The organism is Runella salmonicolor (genome assembly GCF_024158025.1).
In the GTDB taxonomy this organism is placed as follows: Bacteria; Bacteroidota; Bacteroidia; order Cytophagales; family Spirosomataceae; genus Runella; species Runella salmonicolor.
On the sequence record NZ_JAMZEL010000008.1, the window covers coordinates 159,998 to 180,308 of the forward strand.

The following is a 20,311-nucleotide window of genomic DNA, read 5'->3' on the forward strand; positions in this document are numbered from 1 at the left end:
AAAAACTTGTGTGCTTTCGGTTTCGAGAAACCGAAGCGACAGTTTTGAGAAACCGTCGTCACACTGTGCCACCAAAACCCATACTTTCAATGAAAACTGTACTCGCTGCTTTGGGATTAGGGATTGCTATTATTAGTTGTACCGATTCTCAAAAGTCTGATAATCAATCAGAAATCTCGGATTCAACGGCGGTGGATAGTGTGGTTGTTTTAGCCCCCCAAAAAGATTCTTTGAGCGTGTATTTGCCCGACATAAAAGCATCTCTGCCCGAAGCCCAAACGGTGGTAGTGAAGGAAGATCCCGTGTTTTTTAAATCAAAATCGTATAAAGCGATTCCCCTGCAAGTGGTATTGGATAAATTCATTCCCGCTTATAAGCGTTTAGACCTCAAGCAGACGCAGATTGTGTTTGAATGCGAAGATGGGTATAATCCTTCGATGTCGTTGGAGAAAGTGTTGCAAAAAAAATCGTATTTGGCCATTTCTGATGTGGAAGCGCCTGCGGGACAGGACTGGATAAATCCCAAAAAAGGCGACCATGAAATGAAAATAGCCCCCTTTTATGTAGTTTATACCGACGTGCCTGCCAAAGATGTGACTTATAAATGGCCTTACAATTTGGTCAAAATAAGTCTTTCGGCGGCTTCCAAAGAATTGGCGGTACTGTTTCCCAAAGACGACGACACGCAGGTAAAAGGGTTTGAATTATTTAAAGTAAACTGCCTGACTTGCCACTCACTCAATAAAGTAGGCGGAAAAATGGGTCCTGAACTTAATTATCCCAAAAGTATTACGGAATATTGGCAGGTAGACCAAATCAAACAATTTGTCAAAGCCCCGACTTCTTTCCGTAATGAGTGTAAAATGCCTGCCGTAACGCACTTGTCCGACAAAGAGTTGGATGAAATCGTTAACTATTTGAAGTACATGGCCAAACACAAGGTCAAAGTATAGGATTCAGAGACGAATCCAGGATTCTGGCAATAAATCTTTGGTATCAAATCGCTCAGTAGAAAACCATTTCTGCGGAGCGATTACTATTTTATCAGGGTGCGGATTCAGCCACACGCCCCACCAACTAAAGGTGCTGTTGGCAATGATATGATGCTGACACGAGGCCATGAGTAACAAATCTTCTTGCGCCGAATTTCCCACAACATATTGCGTTGAAAAGTCAAAATGTATATTGGCTTTTGCCCATTCGATGTCGTCAGAGAATACAAAAAAAACAGGATTTGAAATCCGTTTTGTTAAGTATTCCATTGCTGTTTGGTAATAAAGTGCTTCGCACGGTTTTAGATAACGATTTGATTTTGACGTTTTTGTGTAGTCTCCTCGTCGAATATGGACACTTACCGAAACGCATTGATTAATGGACTGTTTGAAGGTTTGATATTGATTCGTGAATGAAACAATAGGTTTTAAATCTTCACGAATAAGGTCTGCAATTTCTGCAAAATACTTCTCCGACTGCCAATAGCCATCCAAATACACACCGTCTTGAAGCGATAAAACGGGCTGATAAAAATGAAAATGAGGCTCTTTGAAATAATGAATTGGCATAAGACCGATTTTACGGCGAACGCGTTGGAAAATACGGTTAGGCTCCCCTGCCAGTAGCTTAATTTCGTCTTTATTGGCTTGCGCTGCCTGAATATTGAAGGTATCCAATGCAAAGGTTCGAAGGGTTCCGCCAGAGGGTTGGGAGAAAGAGGACGTGTCCATTTTCAATTCCGTGTCGTTGACAACCGATAGATGACGCCCGAGGGCGTATTGAAAAAGTTGATTGCCTAAACCGCCACTAAGTTTGACAATAATCATCTTTTTTGTGTATTGACTAAGTTGATTGCGGTTGATTTTCAGTACTTAAGTATGTTTTTTGGGGATTATTTGGGGTAGAAGATAGCTGTTGAATCAATGATTGATAAGACTTAGCAATTAAGTCCCAATGGTAGATGGTTAAAGCCGCAGTTTTTCCTTTATTGCCGAAATTTTGCCGCGTAGATGGGTTTCTTAAGAGCTGCTTTAGCAACACCTTAAACTCATTTTTATCCTTAAAACACAAGCCGCCTGCCAAGGTTGAAACGGCCCCTACATCTCGACATAGAAAAGGAAGGCCAACGGCCATTGCGTCCAATAAGACCAACGGTTGAACTTCGGTAAAAGTAGCCGACACGAATAGGGTGGCTGCACAATAAGCCGCGTGAATATCTTCGAGAGGTAATTTTTCAAACAAGAAAATATTCGTGTTTAAACGCTCACCGATGGCTTTTTCTAACTGATTAGAATAGTCGTTAAAATGACTACCAATCAATACCAAAATCGTATCCTTCGGAGAAATCTCAATAAACCACTTAATGAGTTCATGTTGGCCTTTCTCTCGGCTAAAATTGCCGACGCAAAGCAGCATTCTCGCTTTCTTTAACCCAAATTTTACCCAAAAATCAGTGTTTGGTTGCTGAAAAAAACTCGGATGCGCTCCGTTGGGAATAATGCTAAAGTTATGAAGACCAAGTCGCTTTGCTTCGATTACATCAAAGAGGCGTTGTCTATCTGGTTTTTCACTCAAAAAGACATAATAATCAAACGCGGTAAGTTTCTTAGAAAACTGCCAAGCTGCTGGGCGATTAAGGAGCCAACGAAGCCAGCCTTTGATGCCCGGATACCGTAGATGAATCGTTGTCCCGTGGCTTACCAGCACTTTTTTACCTTGTATTTGGTTCAGAATCGGGAGGGCTAACTCAGAAACCCAGCTTTCCCAACAATGAAAAAAAAGAACGTCGAAGTTGGATTCCTTCAGAAATTGTTGGTAGGTTTTACCCACTTCGATTTCATCAAATTTGGGCAAACGGCTGGGAGTTAGGGGTAAGGCGATAACGTCAAAAGGAACGCCACGCGGTTGTTCGGAAACTTGGGTGACTACCGTGATTTTATATCCCAAACGATGTAGTCCCATAGCCTGTTGATAGGCGGCTTGTGCTATGCCGTGTGTTTCGGGATAGAAACCAAAACTGGCGATTAAAATTTTAAGAGACAAAGTAGGTTAAAGAAAGGGTTCTTTAACAATGACTTAAAAACCTCAATAAAGTGACATATAAAACAACAAAAAAACCACCTCGGCACGTGGCCGAGGTGGTTTTGAAATGATGATTGAATCGACTATAATTTATATCTCAATTTAACCACTTCGCGCTCGTTCAGGAAGCGCCATTTGCCACGTGGAAGTTCTTTCTTGGTCAAACCTCCGTACACGGTGCGGTCTAGTTTTAGTACTTCGTAGCCCAAACTTTCAAAAATACGACGCACGATGCGGTTGCGGCCGCTGTGGATTTCGATACCTACCACCATGGCGTCGGGGGTAACGATGGCCAAATCATCGGGTTTGATGGGGCCGTCTTCCAAATCGAAACCTGCTTTGATTTTGTCAAAATCTTCCTGAGTAATGGGCTTATCCAATTCTACTTGGTAGATTTTCTGAATTTCGTTGGAAGGGTGCATTAGCTTTTCGGCCAATTCTCCGTCGTTGGTAAGGAGTAACAGGCCAGTTGTGTTACGGTCCAAACGTCCTACTGGATAGACGCGCTCCTTGCAAGCCCCCGCAATCAGCTCCATCACCGTATGGCGGCCTTCTGGGTCGTCGGTGGTGGTGATGTAATCTTTGGGTTTGTTGACAAGGATATACACCATTTTCTCAGGATTCAACACGCGGTTGCCGTATTTGACTACTTCACCTGGATTGACCTGATGGCCCATTTCGGTAATCACTTTTCCGTTGATGGTAATTTGTCCCGACTCGATTAAACCATCGGCTTCGCGGCGTGAGCAAAGCCCAGCGTTGGCGATGTATTTGTTGAGACGGATTTGACCATCATCGTTTTTGGGCTGAATTTTCTTGGCGTAACGCTGTTCGGCCTGACTGAAATCATAGCGGGGAGCTTCTTTAAATTCTCCTACCCGACGCTGCTCGGCATCACGGGCGCGGTCACGTCTTTCATTTTCGTCCGATTTTTCGTTGGTACGCGGGCGTTTATTGGGTCTATCAAAAGAGCGTTTTTCACCGTCAAAAGTGCCACCGTTGTCGCGAGGTGTTCTTTCGAAGGGTTTTTCAAACGGCTTCTTGAAGGCTGGGCGTTCGTTGCGGTCATCGCGTCTTTCAAAAGGCTTATCGAAATTCCGTTTTTCACGGTCGTAAGGACGCTCACTGCGGTCGTCGCGTCTTTCAAAAGGCTTATCGAAATTCCGTTTTTCACGGTCGTAAGGACGCTCACTGCGGTCATCGCGTCTTTCAAAAGGCTTATCGAAGTTTCTTTCTCCGCGTGGTTTAAAATCGCCTTTGTTCTCAAATGGTTTCTTGAAGGCGGGTCTTTCGCCGCGCTCTGGGCGGTCACCGCGCTTTTCAAAAGGTTTGTCGAAGTTCCGTTTTTTACGGTCATACGGCTTGTCTGAACCTGGGCCGCGTTTTTCAAAGGGCTTGTCAAAGCTTCTTTCTCCGCGTGGTTTAAAATCGCCTCTGTTCTCAAATGGTTTTTTGAAGGCAGGTCTTTCGCCGCGCTCTGGGCGGTCACCGCGCTTTTCAAAAGGTTTGTCGAAATTCCGTTTTTCACGGTCGTAGGGCTTGTCAGAACCTGGGCCGCGTTTTTCAAAAGGCTTGTCAAAGCTTCTTTCTCCGCGTGGTTTAAACTCTCCTTTTTTGTCGAAAGGTTTATCAAACGGTTTTTTGAAGGCGGGTTTGTCGCCGCTGCGTTTTTGGTCAAAAGGCTTGTCAAAAGATCTTTCGCTGCGGCCGCGAGGGGATTTTTTTTCAAATGGCTTGTCAAAAGATTTGTCGGACGAAGTGGTCGAGTCCTTTTTGTACTTGCTGTAAAAAGGCGTATTGCCCGGTGTTTTGTTGTCTTTTTTCATTGGGCTTGCAGTATCACTACTGTAAATAAGAAGTTATGTAAACGATTATTTGGTAAATGCTGATTTTGACGAAATTGCCTGATAATCAGCTATACAAAGGTACTGAATTTTAAGCGAAGATGTTTTTTTAACCTAAATATATCTCAAAAAAATGATTTTGGTCGTTTAATCAAAAATCCATCCGAATCCTCATAACTTTTATACACACGTAATGCTGGACCTTGCCCCCGTTAAACCGCTTTGGACGCCATCTCGTTCGTTCATGGAACAATCCAATCTCAAAAAGTTTCAAAATTGGCTGTTTGTTAAAAAAGGATTGTACTTCAAAAATTACCATGACTTATGGGATTGGTCGGTCACTGATTTGGATGATTTTTGGGAAAGTGTATGGCAATTTTGTGAGGTAAAATCGCACAGCCTGTATTTTGAAGTGCTGATTCGACAAAATAGGGACTTTATCGGAACCAAGTGGTTTAGAGGGGCCACGGTCAATTATGCCGAGCATATTTTCCGCCATAAAAACCCAGCTCGCCCTGCCATTATGTTTCAATCGGAGCAAGAACCGCTCAGAGAACTTTCTTGGCGCGAACTGGAAAAACAGGTAGGAGCAGTGGCGGTTTATTTGCGTCAATCAGGCGTTGTTGCGGGCGATAGAGTGGTGGCAGTATTGCCCAATGGCCCGCAGGCGGTTGTGGCTTTTTTAGCGACCAATTCGCTCGGGGCGGTTTGGTCGAGTTGCTCACCAGATTTCGGGACGACCGGGATTTTAGACCGTTTTCAACAGATTGAACCCAAGGTGCTGATTGTCGCCGATGGCTATACATACAACGGAAAAGGTTTTGATAAGCTTCCAGCCATGCGACAGCTCATCAGTCAGTTGCCTACCCTCAAACGCACGGTTTTGGTTCCGTACCTAAATTCCGAGGCACAGCTGCCAAAAACGGATAGTTGGAAGGATGTGTTAAAAACGTCCTTCTCGACCCTAGAATTTACGCCCGTTCCGTTTGACCATCCTTTGTGGGTGGTTTATTCGTCGGGCACTACGGGCAAGCCCAAAGCCATTACCCACAGCGTAGGTGGCTGCTTGTTAGAACACTTGAAAGCCCTTACTATCCATCAAAATGTCAAGCCTGGCGACCGTTATTTTTGGTATTCAACTACGGGTTGGATGATGTGGAATTTTTCGGTGGCTTCTATGTTGGCCGGGGCCACGCTGGTGCTTTATGAAGGAGCCGTTCAATATCCTACCATGAATGTTTTGTGGGATTTGGCCGAAAAAGCAAAAATCAATCATTTTGGTGGCGGTGCGGCTTTTTATCTGGCGTGTATGAAAGCAGGCGTGAGTTTGCAGGGGTATAAATTTAACCAACTCCAAAGCATTGGCTCCACGGGCTCTCCGTTGCCTCCCGAGGCCTTTGAATGGATTTATCAACATGTCAAAAAGGATGTTTGGCTCATTTCTCTCAGCGGAGGTACCGATATTTGTAGCGCTTTCGTGGGCGGTTGTCCTACGTTGCCTGTGTACTCGGGCGAAATCCAGTGCCGGTTGTTAGGCTGTAAATTGGAGGCGTATGACGAGGCGGGGAATCCTGTCCAGAATGAACTTGGCGAAATGGTCATCACCCAGCCGATGCCTTCCATGCCTATTTATTTTTGGAACGACAAAGATAACCAACGTTACCGAGCCAGCTATTTTGAGAATTACCCCAACATTTGGCGGCACGGCGATTGGATAAAAATTAACGACCGGGGCGGAATTATCATCTACGGGCGCTCCGACGCCACCCTCAACCGCGATGGAGTGCGCATTGGCACGGGTGAAATTTACAGCGCCGTGGAGAGCGTGCCCGAAGTGACGGATAGTCTGGTGGTTTGTTTGGAACAGACGGGGGGAAAATACTTCATGCCGTTGTTTGTGGTTCTGGCCAAAGGACAGGAATTGACCGATGATTTAAAGAAAAAAATCAATCTGCAACTCCGTTCTCAATTCAGCCCGCGCCACGTCCCTGATGCTATTTATGAACTTTCTGAAGTGCCTTATACCATCAGTGGGAAGAAAATGGAAGCACCCGTCAAAAAGATTTTGATGGGTACCGACCCCGCCAAGGCTGCCAGCCGCGATACCATGCGAAATCCTCAAGCGTTGGATTTTTTTGCGCAGTTTAATCGTGCACAGGTGTAAAGTGCCGTAACCCTCATTTTGGTTTTGTGACCACAATACTCCTCATTGTGGTGTTTTTTTTCGATGTGATTCAATTTCTTCGGCTCCTGCATATTTTTTGTAGGGGCCAATTTTTTGTTTTCTCTACAGGCTATCTTACCTAAATCTCTCACTCTTTCTCTGAGTTTAGCAATAATTTTCCATGAAATCTTGCAAATGATATTAATTGTCTATAAAATTGTAAGTAAAATAATAATTAGTAAAACAAATATATTTAAGCTAATATACATTCATGGACACACTCATTGCAGATATTGAAGTTTCATCAACCGAAACTGCTGATTTTTTACCCCTCAACGGCACTGATTACATAGAATTGTACGTAGGCAACGCTCGGCAGTCAGCACACTATTTTCAGACGGCTTTCGGTTTTCAACCTTTGGCCCACGCGGGTCTCGAAACGGGCCTGCGCGACCGTGAGTCGTATGTGGTGCAGCAGGGTAAAATACGGTTGATGCTTACCTCTCCGTTGGTCGGTCGGACGGCCATTGGCCAGCACATTGATACCCACGGCGACGGGGTGAGGGTTGTTGCACTATGGGTAGACGATGCCGTTTATTCTTTTGAACAGACAGTCAGTCGTGGGGCTAAACCTTACTTTGAGCCGGTTGTTGAAGAGGATGCTTTTGGTAAAGTGGTGCGTTCAGGCATTCATACCTACGGGGATACGGTTCATGTTTTTGTAGAGCGCAAAGCTTATAATGGCGTCTTTTTGCCTGGATTTAAGCCTTGGAATCCTACGTATTGTCCGTCCGAAACTGGGTTAAAATTTGTGGATCACATGGTCGGAAATGTAGGTTGGAACGAAATGTTGCCGTGGGTAGATTTTTACGCCAACGTCATGGGATTCAATCAGTTGGTGTCGTTTGATGACAAAGATATTTCGACTGATTATACCGCCCTGATGAGCAAGGTGATGAGCAACGGAAACGGTCGCATCAAATTTCCCATCAACGAACCCGCCGAGGGGAAGAAAAAATCGCAGGTAGAGGAATATTTGGATTTTTATGGCGGTGCGGGAATTCAGCACATTGCCGTCGCCACAGACGACATCATCCATACCGTTAACGAGTTGCAAAGTCGCGGGGTAGAATTTTTGCCGATACCGAGCGCCTATTACGACGATTTACTCAGTCGAGTTGGCCACATTGATGAAGATTTGGCACCGTTGCGCGAACTGGGTATTTTGGTTGACCGAGATGAAGAAGGCTATTTGCTCCAAATTTTCACGAAGCCCATCATGCCGCGCCCGACGTTGTTTTTTGAAATCATTCAGCGCAAAGGCGCCAAATCGTTTGGAAAAGGCAATTTTAAGGCCTTGTTTGAAGCCATTGAACGGGAACAAGAACTGCGTGGAACGCTGTAATCAATTTTAATAGCCATGAACCAGTCCTATCAAAAATACACCGCCGCCGACCACGAAATGTGGCGGAAGCTGTTCGACCGTCAGATGGCACAGTTGCCTGCCATTGCAAGCAGGGCCTACTTGGAAGGGATCGAAAAAGTAGGATTCGTTGCGGAGCATATCCCTAATTTCATGACCGAAACCAATCCGCGCCTGCAAGCCCTAACGGGGTGGTCTGTAGAAGTAGTGCCGGGATTGATTCCTCACCGAGAATTTTTTGAATTTCTGGCCCATCGTCGCTTTCCTGCTTCAACGTGGTTGAGAAAACCCGACCAACTGGAGTATTTGGAAGAGCCAGATATGTTTCATGATACTTTTGGTCATGTGCCTTTGCTGACCAATCAGGCTTTTTGTGATTTTATGGGGGATTTGAGCCGGGTAGCTTTGCGATTTATGGACGTGCCAGAGGCTATTGCTCAAATCGGACGCCTTTATTGGTACACGGTGGAGTTTGGGCTAATCAAAGAAGAGGGTCAAACCAAGATTTACGGAGGCGGGATTTTATCATCGGCGGGCGAAAGTGAGTATTGTTTGAGCGATGCTATTCCTAAATATCCGTTTGATGTTCGTACACTTTTAAACACTTCGTACCACATAGACCATTATCAAGACCATTATTTTGTAATAAATTCTTACGAGCAGTTGTATCGCTCTGTCCCTGATATTGAGGAGATTCTAGCTGAAACCTACTTGGCAGTCGGATAAAATGTGAAGATTTTTGGAAAAATATTTGTTTAAAAGTACGCTAAACCGCTATATTTGCGGCTCAATAAACAAAAGACGTCACAATCATTTGTTAATTGTTCAGCCTCCCGGAGAGATGGGTGAGTGGCTGAAACCAGCAGTTTGCTAAACTGCCGTACTCGCAAGGGTACCGAGGGTTCGAATCCCTCTCCCTCCGCAGACTTTGAGAGAGACCTAAAAATCTCTCTCAAAAAAATCGGGATGTAGCGTAGTCCGGTCATCGCGCCTGGTTTGGGACCAGGAGGTCGCAAGTTCGAATCTTGCCATCCCGACAAAAAAGCCTTCCATTCGGAAGGCTTTTTTTATGCAGGGCCGATGGGTGTTTCCTTTAAAATTTACTGTTTTTATCGTATTGCTTATGCTTTCTATTGGTCGAGGAAGATGTTGATGCGTCGTATGATTTTTTTTCGTTTATGACAACATCAACTGCATAAATATCAACTCAAGCCATTTGCCAAATTTGTACCCTACGTCTCGCATTCTCCCTACTTCGTGAAATCCAAGTTGTTGATGGAAATGATAACTCCCTGCGTTGGAGGCATCAATGCCCGCAATCATGGTGTGATAACCGTCTTTTTTAGCGCGCTCAATCAGGGTAGACAGCAGTTGCGTTCCAATGCCTCGTCCTTGAAAATCTTGGTGGACGTAAATGGAATTCTCGACGCTGAATTTGTAAGCGTCGCAAGTCCTGAATGTATCGAAAGAACTGTATGCTACCACTTTCGTGTTCGTTTCACATACAAAAACGGGCATTTTATCTGATTGTTTTTTTATAAGCCACTGTCGAATGGTTGCTTCGGTGTGTACTTCATAGGCATACATTGAAGTAGTGTTGAGAATGGCCTCATTCATAATGTCCAAAATAGCCCTTAAATCCTTGGATTGCGCCTCTCTGATTAGCATGATAGAAATAGTATGTTGTCTCAACTTTTCTCATTTTGAGTGGAAAGGTTTGCCCAAATTTAGCCGTTTTTTGGAAATGAACAGCGTCCACAGTAATGGCACATTTCTTTTACAGCAATGAAGAAAGTGTTCAATTACTTAAACAGCAAAGTCATGGAAAATTCAAAAGAGACTACCAAGACCAAAGGTGAATTCAATGAAATGGTGAAAGATATTCGGGTAGCAATGCTTTGCACGCACAGCGCCGATGGTCACATTCACAGTCGCCCAATGGGCACAACCGAAGTGGACGATGAGGGGAATATTTGGTTTTTTACGCGTGAATCATCGCCCAAAACCGAGGAAATTGAAGATAATCCTGATGTATGTGTCTGCTACTCAGCTCCGGATGATAATACCTACGTAAGCGTCATGGGTACGGCAAAGCTTATACATGACCCTCAAAAAATAGAAAGACTTTGGCATCCACTCATTAAAGTGTGGTTTCCCGAAGGAAAAGACGACCCTGAGTTATTATTAATCAAAATTGATACGCATTCAGCGGAGTATTGGGACAGTTCTTCCAATAAAATGGTGGTTTTGTTCAATATGGCCAAAGCCCTTGTAACGGGGAAAGAATACAGTGAAGGTGAATACGGGAAAATCAATTTATAAGATTTTAAATGAATAACGCACGAGGCCAGCCTCGTGCGTTATTCGTTTAAAATATGTATCGGCGTGATTAATCATAGTTCAAGACGGATGAAAGCCATTTCTCGGCTTCTTCGAGCGACATGCCTTTGCGAGTGGCGTAGTCTTGCACTTGGTCTTTAGCGATTTTTCCGAGAGCAAAATACCGAGAATCAGGATGGGCAAAATACCACCCGCTGACCGAACTGGCCGGGTACATGGCGTAGCTTTCGGTGAGTTGAATACCCACCTGTGCTTCGGCATCGAGCAAATCAAACAGTGCACGTTTTTCGGTGTGCTCGGGGCAAGCAGGATAGCCTGGCGCGGGGCGAATGCCTTGGTATTTTTCCGAGATTAATTCTTCGTTGGAAAGCGCCTCGTCTTTCACATAGCCCCAAAATTCTTTGCGGACGCGCTCGTGCATCAACTCGGTGAAAGCTTCTGCCAAACGGTCGGCTACGGCTTTGACCATGATGCTGTTATAATCGTCGTGGTCGGCTTCGTATTTTTCTAGCAATGCTTCAATACCAATCCCCGCCGTGACGGCAAAGGCACCGATATAGTCGGTTTTGTGGGTGGTAGAGGGCATGATATAATCCGAAAGACACAGATTAGGCAAATTAGCTGCCTTTTGGTTTTGCTGGCGGAGGTGATGCAATACGGTTTGTTGCAGCGATTCCACATTCTGCGTTTCTGCGGGTACAACGCGGTATTCGGTGCGTTTTTGTTGGCCTTGGCCTGCAAAACTTACTTCTACTTCCTCAAAATCGTGCAACACGATGTCGTCACCGACGGAGTTGGCAGGATAAAATCCGATAACGGCGTTGGCTTTCAGAGATTTATTCTTAATAATATCGGCCAACATTGCCTTGGCGTCGTTGTATAGTTTCTTCGCTTCGTTTCCTACGACGGCATCGTCAAATATTTTAGGGTATTTGCCGTGCAACTGCCAGGTTTGGAAGAAAGGCGTCCAGTCGATGTATTTGGCAATGTCTTCGAGTGGATAATCGTAGAAATATTTGTTGCCCAAAAATTTGGGTTTGGTTGGCGTGAAGGCTTCCCAGTCGATTTTGGTTTTATTGGCCCTTGCCGCTTCGATCGTCACGGCTTCTTTGGCCTGCTGCCGCTTCGCGTGGTCTTCGCGGAGTTTGGCGTATTCTTTCTTGATGTCGGCCAGTGCTTCGGCGTAGGTTTGTTCGTTTTGGGTCAATTTTCCTGCTACTGGCACCGCCCGGCTCGCATCCAACACGTGAATCACGGGACCGCTGTAATGCGGGTCTATCTTTACGGCCGTGTGAATGCGTGAAGTAGTAGCACCGCCAATCAGCAACGGCACTTTAAAACCCTGACGTTCCATTTCTTTGGCCACGCCCACCATCTCGTCGAGCGAAGGCGTAATCAGGCCCGAAAGCCCGATGATGTCTACGTTGTGCTCTTTGGCGGCGGCCAAAATCTTATCGGTTGGCACCATCACACCGAGGTCAATGATTTCGTAGTTGTTACAACCCAAAACCACGCCCACGATGTTTTTACCAATGTCGTGAACATCACCTTTGACCGTCGCCAATAAAATTTTGGAAACCCCTGACTCCGTTGCTGATGGGAAAGCCAGTTTTTCTTCTTCAATGAAAGGCAGCAGATAGGCTACGGCCTTTTTCATTACTCGTGCCGATTTTACCACTTGGGGCAAAAACATTTTTCCTTCGCCAAACAAATCACCCACCACGTTCATGCCGTCCATGAGCGGCCCTTCGATTACGTGTAGCGGTTTTTCTACCGTTTGACGGGCTTCTTCTACGTCTTGGTCGATGTACTCGGTCAATCCTTTGATAAGCGCGTGTTCGAGGCGTTTGGCTACGGGTTGGTCGCGCCATGCCGTATCAATGACTTGTTCTTTTCCTTTAGATTTGACGGTTTCGGCAAAGGCCAGCATTCGTTCGGTTGCGTCGGGGCGACGGTTCAAAATGAGGTCTTCGCAGTGTTCGAGCATATCTTTGGGCAGATCGTCATAAACGCCCAACTGTCCCGCATTCACGATACCCATGTCCATACCTGCTTTGATGGCGTGGTACAAAAACACGGTGTGAATGGCTTCGCGCACGGGCTCATTGCCTCTGAACGAAAACGACACGTTAGAAACTCCGCCACTAACTTTGGCGTACGGCAGGTGTTCTTTGATCCAGCGGGTCGCGTTGATGAAGTCTACCGCGTAGTTATTATGTTCTTCCATCCCCGTTCCCACGGTTAGGATGTTGGGGTCAAAAATGATGTCCTGTGGAGGGAAACCTACCTTATTGACCAAAATCCAATACGCCCGTTCGCAAATTTCGAGGCGACGCTCGTAGTTGTCGGCCTGACCTATTTCGTCAAAGGCCATAACCACCACGGAAGCCCCGTAGCGACGTACTTTTTCGGCCTGCTGAATAAATTTCTCTTCGCCTTCTTTGAGGGAGATGGAGTTGACGATGGCTTTGCCCTGCAAACACTTCAAACCTGCTTCGATTACCTCCCATTTTGACGAATCGACCATAAACGGTACGCGGGCAATGTCGGGCTCGGCCATGAGCAGGTTACAGAATTTGGTCATGGCCTGTACTCCGTCAATCATCCCTTCGTCCATGTTGATGTCGAGTACCTGTGCCCCCGTATCTACTTGTTCGCGGGCTACTGCGATGGCGGCGTCGTAGTTGCCTTCACGTACCAAACGGGCAAATTTCTTCGAGCCCGTTACGTTACAGCGCTCGCCGATGTTTACGAAATTGGTCTCTTTCGTGATTCTGAGCGGCTCTAGCCCCGACAATTTTTGAATATGGTCGTCTACTGGAATGTCACGTGGTTCGTATTTGGCGGCTACGTCGGCAATGGCTTTGATGTGTGGTGGGGTGGTTCCGCAGCAACCACCGATGATATTGATGAACCGATTTTGCAGAAAGTCATCAATGATAACGGCCATCTGCTCAGGCGTTTGGTCGTATTCTCCCATTTCGTTGGGCAAGCCCGCGTTGGGGTGTGCCGACGTATAAAATGGGGCTTGCGTGGCCAAGGTTTGCACGTAAGGACGCATCAAATCGGCCCCCAAAGCGCAGTTCAAACCGATGGAAAGCAAAGGCATGTGCGATACCGACGTCAGGAATGCTTCGGTGGTTTGGCCCGAAAGCGTGCGGCCTGAGGCATCGGTAATGGTGCCCGATACCATGATGGGCAACTGGGTTTTTGTCGTATTGACCGACGGCGGTTGGAACGCTCCAAGAATGGGGCGCACCGTTCCTTTTTTGACATCGTCAAAGTATAAATCAATGGCGTACAGCGCGGCTTTGGCGTTGAGTGTATCAAAAATGGTTTCAACCAACAACACATCCGCACCGCCGTCGGTGAGGGCCTGTACTTGTTCGTAGTAGGCATCGACCAGTTCATCGAACGTTACGGCGCGGTAGCCTGGGTCGTTGACATCGGGTGAAAGGGAAGCCGTACGGTTGGTGGGGCCGATGGAACCCGCTACAAAGCGGGGTTTGTCGGGATTGAGGGCGGTGTATTTGTCACACGCCTCCCGCGTCAAGCGAGCCGATTCGTAGTTGAGTTCGTACACCAAGTCTTCCATGTGGTAATCGGCCATGGCGATGGTTGTACCGCTGAAGGTATTGGTTTCGATGATATCGGCTCCTGCTTCGAGGTAGGCTTCGTGGATTTCCTGAATCACGTCGGGGCGGGTCAATGACAATAAATCATTGTTGCCTTTGAGTTCGTGCGGAAAGTCTTTGAAGCGTTCGCCGCGGTAATCTTCGTCGGTCAATTTATAGCGTTGAATCATCGAGCCCATTGCGCCGTCGAGCACGAGGATACGAGATTTTAAAATTTCCTGAATGTCGGGGTTTTGCATAATATAATTTCTATTGACCTACGTTTAACAAATCTTTAAATTCTTCTAACTTAATGATGTTGACTCGTGGGAATGGTATTTCTTTTAAAATATTGAAATGTTTATCGTTAGTGATTAAAAAATCTGTATTGGCAGCCACTGCACAGTCTACAAATTTATTATCGTCAGGGTCTGCATGGATTAGATTGAAATGGTAATGAATGTGAATTGGTATTACATTGGGCAATTCCACTAAAGTTCTAATAGCTTTGTTTGCAATATCATCACTTAGCTTTTTGCCAAATATTTCACTGTATTCAGTTATTATTTCGGTGGTTACAAAAAGCGAAAATTCTTCGTTGACAATGCTCTTAAATAGCCAATGGTATTTTGATAGTGGCGAAATAGAAACTAGTAGACAGTTGGTGTCAACTACAACTCTCATTGGTTTTCATCATTTAGCCATTCATCCATTATGTCATTTGTTAATCCTTTTTCTTGCCACACTTTGTCCGCAGCATCGATGGTTTTCTTGGCAAAATGCTGAGCTAATAATCGTTTCACCTCTAAAACTTCTTCATCCGTAATATCAGTAGAGTAAATTTTTAAGAGCTCCAACTGAACATTCGATAATGGTTTTTGTAAGGCAGTCATGTTAGTAAACGTTTTGTTTTACTTAAAAACATACTTTTTTCTTTTCACGTTCACGCGGGGCGGGAAGGCGTTTTTTTCAAAAAGGCTATAACCCTCACTGATGGTTTTCCAAAAATCAGCGGATGGGTGCGCGTCGTAATTGGCCAAATTTTGGGACGTCAATTCAAACGGAAAGGCATGAACGGCAACCGTTTTCTGGCCGTATTCAAAGGCCGTTTGAACCAAGGTATAAATCTCTTCAATGTACACATCGGTCATGGCATAACAGCCTATGGAGACACATTTTCCATGCACCATTAAATAACTTCCGGTGTAATTTTGGGCCCGATCAAATGCATTTGGGTACCCCAAATTGAACGACAGATGATAGTCGCTATTGGGGTTCATTTGAGCGGGGGTGACTTCATAAAACCCTTCGGGCGCCTGCAAATCACCCTCTTTTGTTTTTGGGCCCAATTGCCCAGAAAAATGACAAATTGGATAGGTTTTAAAAAGTGCAAAACGTTTTCCGTTTTTAATCCAAATTTCCAGTCGTTTGGGCTCCTTAAATATTCGGATAAACACGGGGCTTCCCCATTCCAATCCACTCGTTACAAATTCGCTTTTCAGTGGTTCCGTCATTCTAATAGTCACCTCACGGGAGCGTTCACTGACCGGAAATGGCTGGCTGAAAGCGTTCATTGCAATCAATAAAAGTAAAAAAGCCCGATAAGGCATACATTTCTCTGTCGGAAAATGGAAAATACAAAATTACGACAAAAGTAATGATTACGACACTTATTAGACGATAATTGGAGATAAGTGAAACAAAATAGATAATAAATAGGGTATTATAAGATTTTATAAATAATATATACTTTTTACAGGGTAGTGAATTCCTGAAATAGATAAATTATCCGGCATTTAAAGCACAAAAAATCCCCATCAGACTTGTCTGATGGGGAGAATCATAATGATGTACTTTATCGTTGTTACTAGAACGTAATTCCTAGAGATATTTGGGCTGCGGAATTCTTAGCATTTCCTAAAAATACCTTTGCGGCGTCGCTTTGGGCTACAGGACGTAGTCCATAATTGTAGCGTGTTCCCAACATCAACTTCCCGAAGTAAATACTCAATCCAGCCGAAAGTCCGTAGTCAAAACTGTTGAAATTGTCGCGGTTGAGCGTGGTGGCTGCAAATCCAGCGTCACTCTTACTTTCGGTGGAGGCGTTGGCCAGAAACCCTCCGTAGACACCCCCGTGGATATCGACAAAATTGCCCACTTTTACGGTGGCTAATACGGGTATTTCGAGATAATCAAGTTTAAAAGAATTCTCGCCCCGGAAGGTATTGTTCAATAAATTATACCGGGCCGTAACGCCTTTGGTAGAATAGCCAAGCTCTGGCTGTAAATAAAGAACTCCCTTGATGAGAGGTACTTGGGTAAACAAACTTGCGTGAAACCCGTAACGGGGATTGCGGTCGGTAACGTCTTTTAGGTATAAATTTGAGACGTTTAGGCCTCCCCGGATTCCCGAACGAGAATGGGCTTCTTGGGCGTTTGCGGTTTGGACCAAACCCGTGGCAATACAAATGATTGCTGACATTAATCTGATTTTCATGGCTTCCTTAGTTAAGTAAGTTGGATATAAACTATGTGTGGATATAGGTGTTGTTTTTAGAAGATGTAGCGAATGGAAAGTGCTCCATCGTCTCCCCAAAAACCATCGTCTACATTAAGATTGAACGTCGGTTTCCAGTCGATGCTGATGTTGATGGGAATTTCGCGGAAGTTGTACTCTAACCCTAAAATTCCGTCTATCCCCACCACGCTGCTGCGTCCATAAGGTGAATAACCTCTTTTGCTTTCACCCCAAAAATAAACGTGAGCACCTGCACCATAAATAAAATTGAGGCGTTTGACGTCAAAAGCGCGGGCGTGCCCTTCGATGAGCCCCGTAAAGCCTAAGCCTCTCCAGCGGGAAGAAATAATCCCTTCGACGGCTACTTTTGGTTTTGTGAAGTGCTTGATTGTCACTCCATTGGGGCCGCCAGCGCGAAGGCCGATACCCGTACGATAATCTTGCGACCACCCTGATTGTGTGCTGAGAAAGAAGATTGCTGTTCCATACAGCAAAATAAATAACCTGTTCATTGTATTGGGAATAATTGTTTTACGGTGTAAAGTTAGGGACTTCACGGTACTTGCTGGATGGACTATTTAAGGCTGATGGCGCCATTTTGAGCGGCTTTTTTCATTTCTTCGCTGGCATATAGTGCCATCTCTACCCGGCGGTTTTGTTGACGTCCTGTTTCGGTGTTGTTGGAGGCAATGGGGTTTGACTCTCCTTGACCAACAATTTTAAAACGACTAGCAGGAACTCCTTCGCTAATCAAGAAATCTGAGACCGCCCGTGCGCGTTTTTCGGAAAGTGCGCGGTTAAACTCCGTTGAGCCTACACTATCGGTGTGTCCTTCGACCAATAAATTGGTTTGTCCGTCAGTTTTAAGCGTTTGTGCCATATTTCGCAGACTTTCTTGGGTTTGGCTGCGCAACTGAGAGGAGCCGAAGTCAAACAGTAGGGCATTGTCGAAAGTTAGTTTTACGCCTTCGCCAACACGTTCGACGCGGGCCGTATTTCCCAAATCTTTACTAAGCTTTTCGGCTTGCTTGTCCATGTGATTGCCAATGATGGCTCCTGCCGCACCGCCCACGGTAGCCCCAATGATGGCGCCAATGGCCGTATTTTTATTGTTTTTGCCGATAATACCGCCAATAACTGCGCCAGCGCCTACGCCGATTAACGCTCCTCTTTGGGATTTTTTTAGTTTAGCTTTTTGAGCAGCCGTTGTTTTTTTCTTTGTTGACTGTTGAGCGGAAGCTATCCCCACGTTACAAATCGACAACACAATGATGTAAGTTGCGATTAAATAAGATGTTATTGCTTTCATGATTTATTTATACCGTTTGGTGTAAACATACCGTCTAAAAATACATGCCTAAGAACAGTTGAATGTATATAAATTTAATTAACTGTCTGATATTTAAATTGTTATGCTTATTTGTTTGTTTTGGACTTATTCGGATATAATTTTTAATTGTAGAAAATAATCCCCAAAATGAGGAATTTATGCAAAATTCTGGTTTTCAAAGAATAAACTCATTGGATTAGTGTTAGATAAAATAAATTAAATTTGTTTATTTGTAAGATATTATATCTTATTATGCGCAAATTATTCCCCATCCTTCTATGCTAAAACTAGACACTACCGACCGTGGTATTTTACGCTATTTACAGCAAAATGCCCTCTTGACCACCAAAGAATTGGCCTCCCAATTGAATCTTTCTTATACGCCCGTGTACGAAAGAGTACGTAAACTTGAGCGGGAAGGGATTATTAAAAAATACGTAGCCTTGGTCAATCGGGAAGGAATTGGCAAAAATTTGGTGGCTTTCTGCAATGTTTCTTTAAAAGAACACAGCCGCGCCAATGGCGAAAAATTTGTATCGGCAGTGATGACATTTGAAGAAGTGATGGAGTGCTACAATATCTCAGGCGAATATGATTTTATGCTCAAAGTGGTGGTGAATGATATGCCAGAATACCAGCGCTTTTTGATGGAGAAACTCGGCGCGCTCGACAGCATCGGCAATACCCACAGCATATTTGTGATGAGTGAAATCAAGCACGAAACCGCCTTGAAGGTTTAGTGGCAGGGTGGGGGCTTACCTGCTACAAAATGTCGCATTTTTACAATCACCGTTACAAACGGAATAGTAATTTTGAATCGTCAAACAAATCAATTATTCAAATGAAAAAATCGCTCTTTATCTTACTACTGCTCTCCTTTTTTGGACAGGCTAGCAACGCCCAAAATGCTAAATCGAGACTCTTGGCCGATTGGGAACGGGGCAAAAAATTTATGACAGAATATTTGGCCGCGATGCCAGAAGATGGTTATTCTTTCAAACCTACGCCCGAAATCCGCAGTTATTCCCAACAAATGATGCACGTTGCGGATGCCAATTTTGCGTTTGCTTCATCTGCCAGTGGTAAAGCCAGCCCTTACCAAGGCTCCGCCGAAAAATCGGCAGACCACTCTAAAGCCACCGTCACTAAAACGGTAATGCAGAGTATTGATTTTACCATCGAAGCCATCAAGGCGATGTCGGAAGAAGACTTGGCCAAGAAAGTGAAAGTGTTTGGCCAAGAACTGACGGCTGACAGTGCGCTTACAAAATCGTTTGAGCACATGTGCCACCACCGTGGGCAAACCACCATTTATCTGCGCCTGAAAGGTATCAAGCCACCCGCAGAAGGATTGTTTTAGAAGCTGTTAAAAGCCGAAAACAATCTCGAAATTTCAGCGGTAAATACCACGAAGTCTTCTAACTCCGTGTTCCTCCGTTTCTCTGTGGTTGTAAAAACTAAACTATCTTATTTTCTATCCTCTTTTTAAAATGGAAACGACAAAAACCACCGAATCGATTACCGACCTCACGCGCAAAGGCACTTGCATCGAATTTTTTTCGGCTTATCAAGAGCTGGACACCGAACGAATGATTAACCTCGCCACCCCTGATGCTACCGTTTGGTTTGAGCCGTTGGGCGAAGGTGGAAAAGGACTTTTTCAAGAATTTGGCAAAAACGTGTGGAGTTTGCTGATTGACTGTTTTCCTGATTTAGATAACACCGTCGATAGCATGTATTCGGAAGATGAGCTGATTATTTGTAAAGTGGCGATTTTTGGGACGCAGAAAAAAGACTTTCTGGGATTGCCAAGCAAAGGGTTGAAGTTCAACAGCGACCATATCTTCGTGTTTCGTTTTGACGAAAACGATAAAATCATCGACCTGAAAATCAACTGGAATCACGAGAGTTTTGTGGCGCAATTGACTGGCGCATAAATAGGTCTTAACCGTTAGATAAGTATCAAGTATAATGTTTGGCGGGTGACGTATAATCTTTGTACT

At 44.8% G+C, this 20,311-nt stretch carries 19 protein-coding genes and 2 tRNA genes; 10 read left to right on the forward strand and 11 right to left on the reverse strand.

Annotated features, from left to right (window positions below; genetic code table 11):
• Positions 1 to 89 precede the first annotated feature (89 nt).
• Positions 90 to 953, forward strand: a complete 864-nt coding sequence (locus NCI00_RS18875) for a c-type cytochrome (protein ID WP_253530114.1) — start codon at positions 90 to 92, stop codon at positions 951 to 953.
• A gap of 3 nt (positions 954 to 956) precedes the next feature.
• Here NCI00_RS18875 and NCI00_RS18880 read toward each other — a convergent pair whose 3' ends face one another.
• From NCI00_RS18880 to NCI00_RS18890, 3 genes are all read right to left on the reverse strand, one after another.
• Positions 957 to 1,820, reverse strand: a complete 864-nt coding sequence (locus NCI00_RS18880) for an alpha-1,2-fucosyltransferase (RefSeq protein ID WP_253530117.1) — start codon at positions 1,818 to 1,820, stop codon at positions 957 to 959.
• Positions 1,821 to 1,836: 16 nt separating this feature from the next.
• Positions 1,837 to 3,036, reverse strand: a complete 1,200-nt coding sequence (locus NCI00_RS18885; RefSeq protein ID WP_253530120.1) for a glycosyltransferase family 4 protein — start codon at positions 3,034 to 3,036, stop codon at positions 1,837 to 1,839.
• A gap of 122 nt (positions 3,037 to 3,158) precedes the next feature.
• Positions 3,159 to 4,901 carry a pseudouridine synthase gene (locus NCI00_RS18890; protein ID WP_253530123.1) on the reverse strand — a complete coding sequence of 581 codons (1,743 nt, stop codon included), beginning with the start codon at positions 4,899 to 4,901 and terminating at the stop codon, positions 3,159 to 3,161.
• A 211-nt stretch (positions 4,902 to 5,112) separates the two neighbouring features.
• Between NCI00_RS18890 and NCI00_RS18895 the strand changes: the two genes are divergently transcribed.
• The 5 genes from NCI00_RS18895 to NCI00_RS18915 all read left to right on the forward strand — a co-directional run bounded on the left by NCI00_RS18895 (position 5,113) and on the right by NCI00_RS18915 (position 9,543).
• Complete coding sequence (locus NCI00_RS18895) at positions 5,113 to 7,083, forward strand: acetoacetate--CoA ligase (protein ID WP_253530125.1); 1,971 nt, start codon at positions 5,113 to 5,115, stop codon at positions 7,081 to 7,083.
• A 271-nt stretch (positions 7,084 to 7,354) separates the two neighbouring features.
• Entirely contained in the window at positions 7,355 to 8,488 is a 1,134-nt protein-coding gene (gene hppD / locus NCI00_RS18900) for a 4-hydroxyphenylpyruvate dioxygenase (RefSeq protein WP_253530127.1), read from the forward strand.
• Between the two features lie 15 nt (positions 8,489 to 8,503).
• Positions 8,504 to 9,232, forward strand: a complete 729-nt coding sequence (phhA, locus tag NCI00_RS18905; protein ID WP_253530129.1) for a phenylalanine 4-monooxygenase — start codon at positions 8,504 to 8,506, stop codon at positions 9,230 to 9,232.
• A gap of 109 nt (positions 9,233 to 9,341) precedes the next feature.
• Positions 9,342 to 9,428: transfer RNA gene (locus NCI00_RS18910), tRNA-Ser, on the forward strand.
• 40 nt (positions 9,429 to 9,468) lie between these two features.
• Positions 9,469 to 9,543 (forward strand) — tRNA-Pro (locus NCI00_RS18915).
• A gap of 139 nt (positions 9,544 to 9,682) precedes the next feature.
• Here the strand turns inward: NCI00_RS18915 and NCI00_RS18920 are convergent.
• A complete protein-coding gene (locus NCI00_RS18920; protein WP_253530131.1) occupies positions 9,683 to 10,174 on the reverse strand; it encodes a GNAT family N-acetyltransferase in 492 nt (163 codons plus the stop codon).
• A 153-nt stretch (positions 10,175 to 10,327) separates the two neighbouring features.
• Here NCI00_RS18920 and NCI00_RS18925 point away from each other — a divergent pair, with 153 nt between their 5' ends.
• Positions 10,328 to 10,828 (forward strand): pyridoxamine 5'-phosphate oxidase family protein, encoded by a 501-nt coding sequence (locus NCI00_RS18925; RefSeq protein WP_253530133.1) that lies wholly within the window; start codon positions 10,328 to 10,330, stop codon positions 10,826 to 10,828.
• Between the two features lie 67 nt (positions 10,829 to 10,895).
• On the opposite strand, the gene metH is transcribed toward NCI00_RS18925, so the two are convergent.
• The 7 genes from metH to NCI00_RS18960 all read right to left on the reverse strand — a co-directional run bounded on the left by metH (position 10,896) and on the right by NCI00_RS18960 (position 18,287).
• Positions 10,896 to 14,720 (reverse strand): methionine synthase, encoded by a 3,825-nt coding sequence (metH, locus tag NCI00_RS18930; protein WP_253530136.1) that lies wholly within the window; start codon positions 14,718 to 14,720, stop codon positions 10,896 to 10,898.
• 10 nt (positions 14,721 to 14,730) lie between these two features.
• A complete protein-coding gene (locus NCI00_RS18935; protein WP_253530139.1) occupies positions 14,731 to 15,144 on the reverse strand; it encodes a putative toxin-antitoxin system toxin component, PIN family in 414 nt (137 codons plus the stop codon).
• The gene (locus NCI00_RS18940) at positions 15,141 to 15,353 is read right to left on the reverse strand and encodes a DUF8507 family protein (RefSeq protein ID WP_253530142.1); all 213 of its coding nucleotides are present in this window, start codon (positions 15,351 to 15,353) and stop codon (positions 15,141 to 15,143) included. Before NCI00_RS18940 ends, NCI00_RS18935 begins: the two co-directional genes overlap by 4 nt.
• A gap of 18 nt (positions 15,354 to 15,371) precedes the next feature.
• Entirely contained in the window at positions 15,372 to 16,034 is a 663-nt protein-coding gene (locus NCI00_RS18945) for a L,D-transpeptidase family protein (protein WP_253530144.1), read from the reverse strand.
• Positions 16,035 to 16,327: 293 nt separating this feature from the next.
• Complete coding sequence (locus NCI00_RS18950) at positions 16,328 to 16,957, reverse strand: porin family protein (protein WP_166557920.1); 630 nt, start codon at positions 16,955 to 16,957, stop codon at positions 16,328 to 16,330.
• Between the two features lie 56 nt (positions 16,958 to 17,013).
• The gene (locus NCI00_RS18955; protein WP_253530147.1) at positions 17,014 to 17,490 is read right to left on the reverse strand and encodes a hypothetical protein; all 477 of its coding nucleotides are present in this window, start codon (positions 17,488 to 17,490) and stop codon (positions 17,014 to 17,016) included.
• 62 nt (positions 17,491 to 17,552) lie between these two features.
• Positions 17,553 to 18,287, reverse strand: a complete 735-nt coding sequence (locus NCI00_RS18960) for a YiaD family glycine zipper/OmpA-like lipoprotein (protein WP_253530150.1) — start codon at positions 18,285 to 18,287, stop codon at positions 17,553 to 17,555.
• 299 nt (positions 18,288 to 18,586) lie between these two features.
• On the opposite strand from NCI00_RS18960, the gene NCI00_RS18965 reads away from it, so the two are divergent.
• The 3 genes from NCI00_RS18965 (at position 18,587) to NCI00_RS18975 (ending at position 20,245) form a co-directional block, all read left to right on the forward strand.
• The gene (locus tag NCI00_RS18965) at positions 18,587 to 19,048 is read left to right on the forward strand and encodes an Lrp/AsnC family transcriptional regulator (protein WP_114459244.1); all 462 of its coding nucleotides are present in this window, start codon (positions 18,587 to 18,589) and stop codon (positions 19,046 to 19,048) included.
• 101 nt (positions 19,049 to 19,149) lie between these two features.
• Positions 19,150 to 19,668, forward strand: coding sequence for a DinB family protein (locus NCI00_RS18970; RefSeq protein WP_253530153.1), 519 nt, complete (start codon positions 19,150 to 19,152; stop codon positions 19,666 to 19,668).
• Positions 19,669 to 19,798: 130 nt separating this feature from the next.
• A complete protein-coding gene (locus NCI00_RS18975; protein WP_253530156.1) occupies positions 19,799 to 20,245 on the forward strand; it encodes an ester cyclase in 447 nt (148 codons plus the stop codon).
• The last annotated feature ends 66 nt before the right edge of the window (positions 20,246 to 20,311 follow it).

Excerpts from the sequence above, each read along its gene's own strand:
- NCI00_RS18875 (WP_253530114.1), top strand. The coding sequence starts at position 90 with ATGAAAACTGTACTCGCTGCTTTGGGATTAGGGATTGCTATTATTAGT.
- NCI00_RS18880 (WP_253530117.1), bottom strand. The coding sequence starts at position 1,820 with ATGATTATTGTCAAACTTAGTGGCGGTTTAGGCAATCAACTTTTTCAA.
- NCI00_RS18890 (WP_253530123.1), bottom strand. The coding sequence starts at position 4,901 with ATGAAAAAAGACAACAAAACACCGGGCAATACGCCTTTTTACAGCAAG.
- NCI00_RS18895 (WP_253530125.1), top strand. The coding sequence starts at position 5,113 with ATGCTGGACCTTGCCCCCGTTAAACCGCTTTGGACGCCATCTCGTTCG.
- hppD (WP_253530127.1), top strand. The coding sequence starts at position 7,355 with ATGGACACACTCATTGCAGATATTGAAGTTTCATCAACCGAAACTGCT.
- phhA (WP_253530129.1), top strand. The coding sequence starts at position 8,504 with ATGAACCAGTCCTATCAAAAATACACCGCCGCCGACCACGAAATGTGG.
- NCI00_RS18920 (WP_253530131.1), bottom strand. The coding sequence starts at position 10,174 with ATGCTAATCAGAGAGGCGCAATCCAAGGATTTAAGGGCTATTTTGGAC.
- NCI00_RS18925 (WP_253530133.1), top strand. The coding sequence starts at position 10,328 with ATGGAAAATTCAAAAGAGACTACCAAGACCAAAGGTGAATTCAATGAA.
- metH (WP_253530136.1), bottom strand. The coding sequence starts at position 14,720 with ATGCAAAACCCCGACATTCAGGAAATTTTAAAATCTCGTATCCTCGTG.
- NCI00_RS18935 (WP_253530139.1), bottom strand. The coding sequence starts at position 15,144 with ATGAGAGTTGTAGTTGACACCAACTGTCTACTAGTTTCTATTTCGCCA.
- NCI00_RS18940 (WP_253530142.1), bottom strand. The coding sequence starts at position 15,353 with ATGACTGCCTTACAAAAACCATTATCGAATGTTCAGTTGGAGCTCTTA.
- NCI00_RS18945 (WP_253530144.1), bottom strand. The coding sequence starts at position 16,034 with ATGAACGCTTTCAGCCAGCCATTTCCGGTCAGTGAACGCTCCCGTGAG.
- NCI00_RS18950 (WP_166557920.1), bottom strand. The coding sequence starts at position 16,957 with ATGAAAATCAGATTAATGTCAGCAATCATTTGTATTGCCACGGGTTTG.
- NCI00_RS18955 (WP_253530147.1), bottom strand. The coding sequence starts at position 17,490 with ATGAACAGGTTATTTATTTTGCTGTATGGAACAGCAATCTTCTTTCTC.
- NCI00_RS18960 (WP_253530150.1), bottom strand. The coding sequence starts at position 18,287 with ATGAAAGCAATAACATCTTATTTAATCGCAACTTACATCATTGTGTTG.
- NCI00_RS18965 (WP_114459244.1), top strand. The coding sequence starts at position 18,587 with ATGCTAAAACTAGACACTACCGACCGTGGTATTTTACGCTATTTACAG.
- NCI00_RS18970 (WP_253530153.1), top strand. The coding sequence starts at position 19,150 with ATGAAAAAATCGCTCTTTATCTTACTACTGCTCTCCTTTTTTGGACAG.
- NCI00_RS18975 (WP_253530156.1), top strand. The coding sequence starts at position 19,799 with ATGGAAACGACAAAAACCACCGAATCGATTACCGACCTCACGCGCAAA.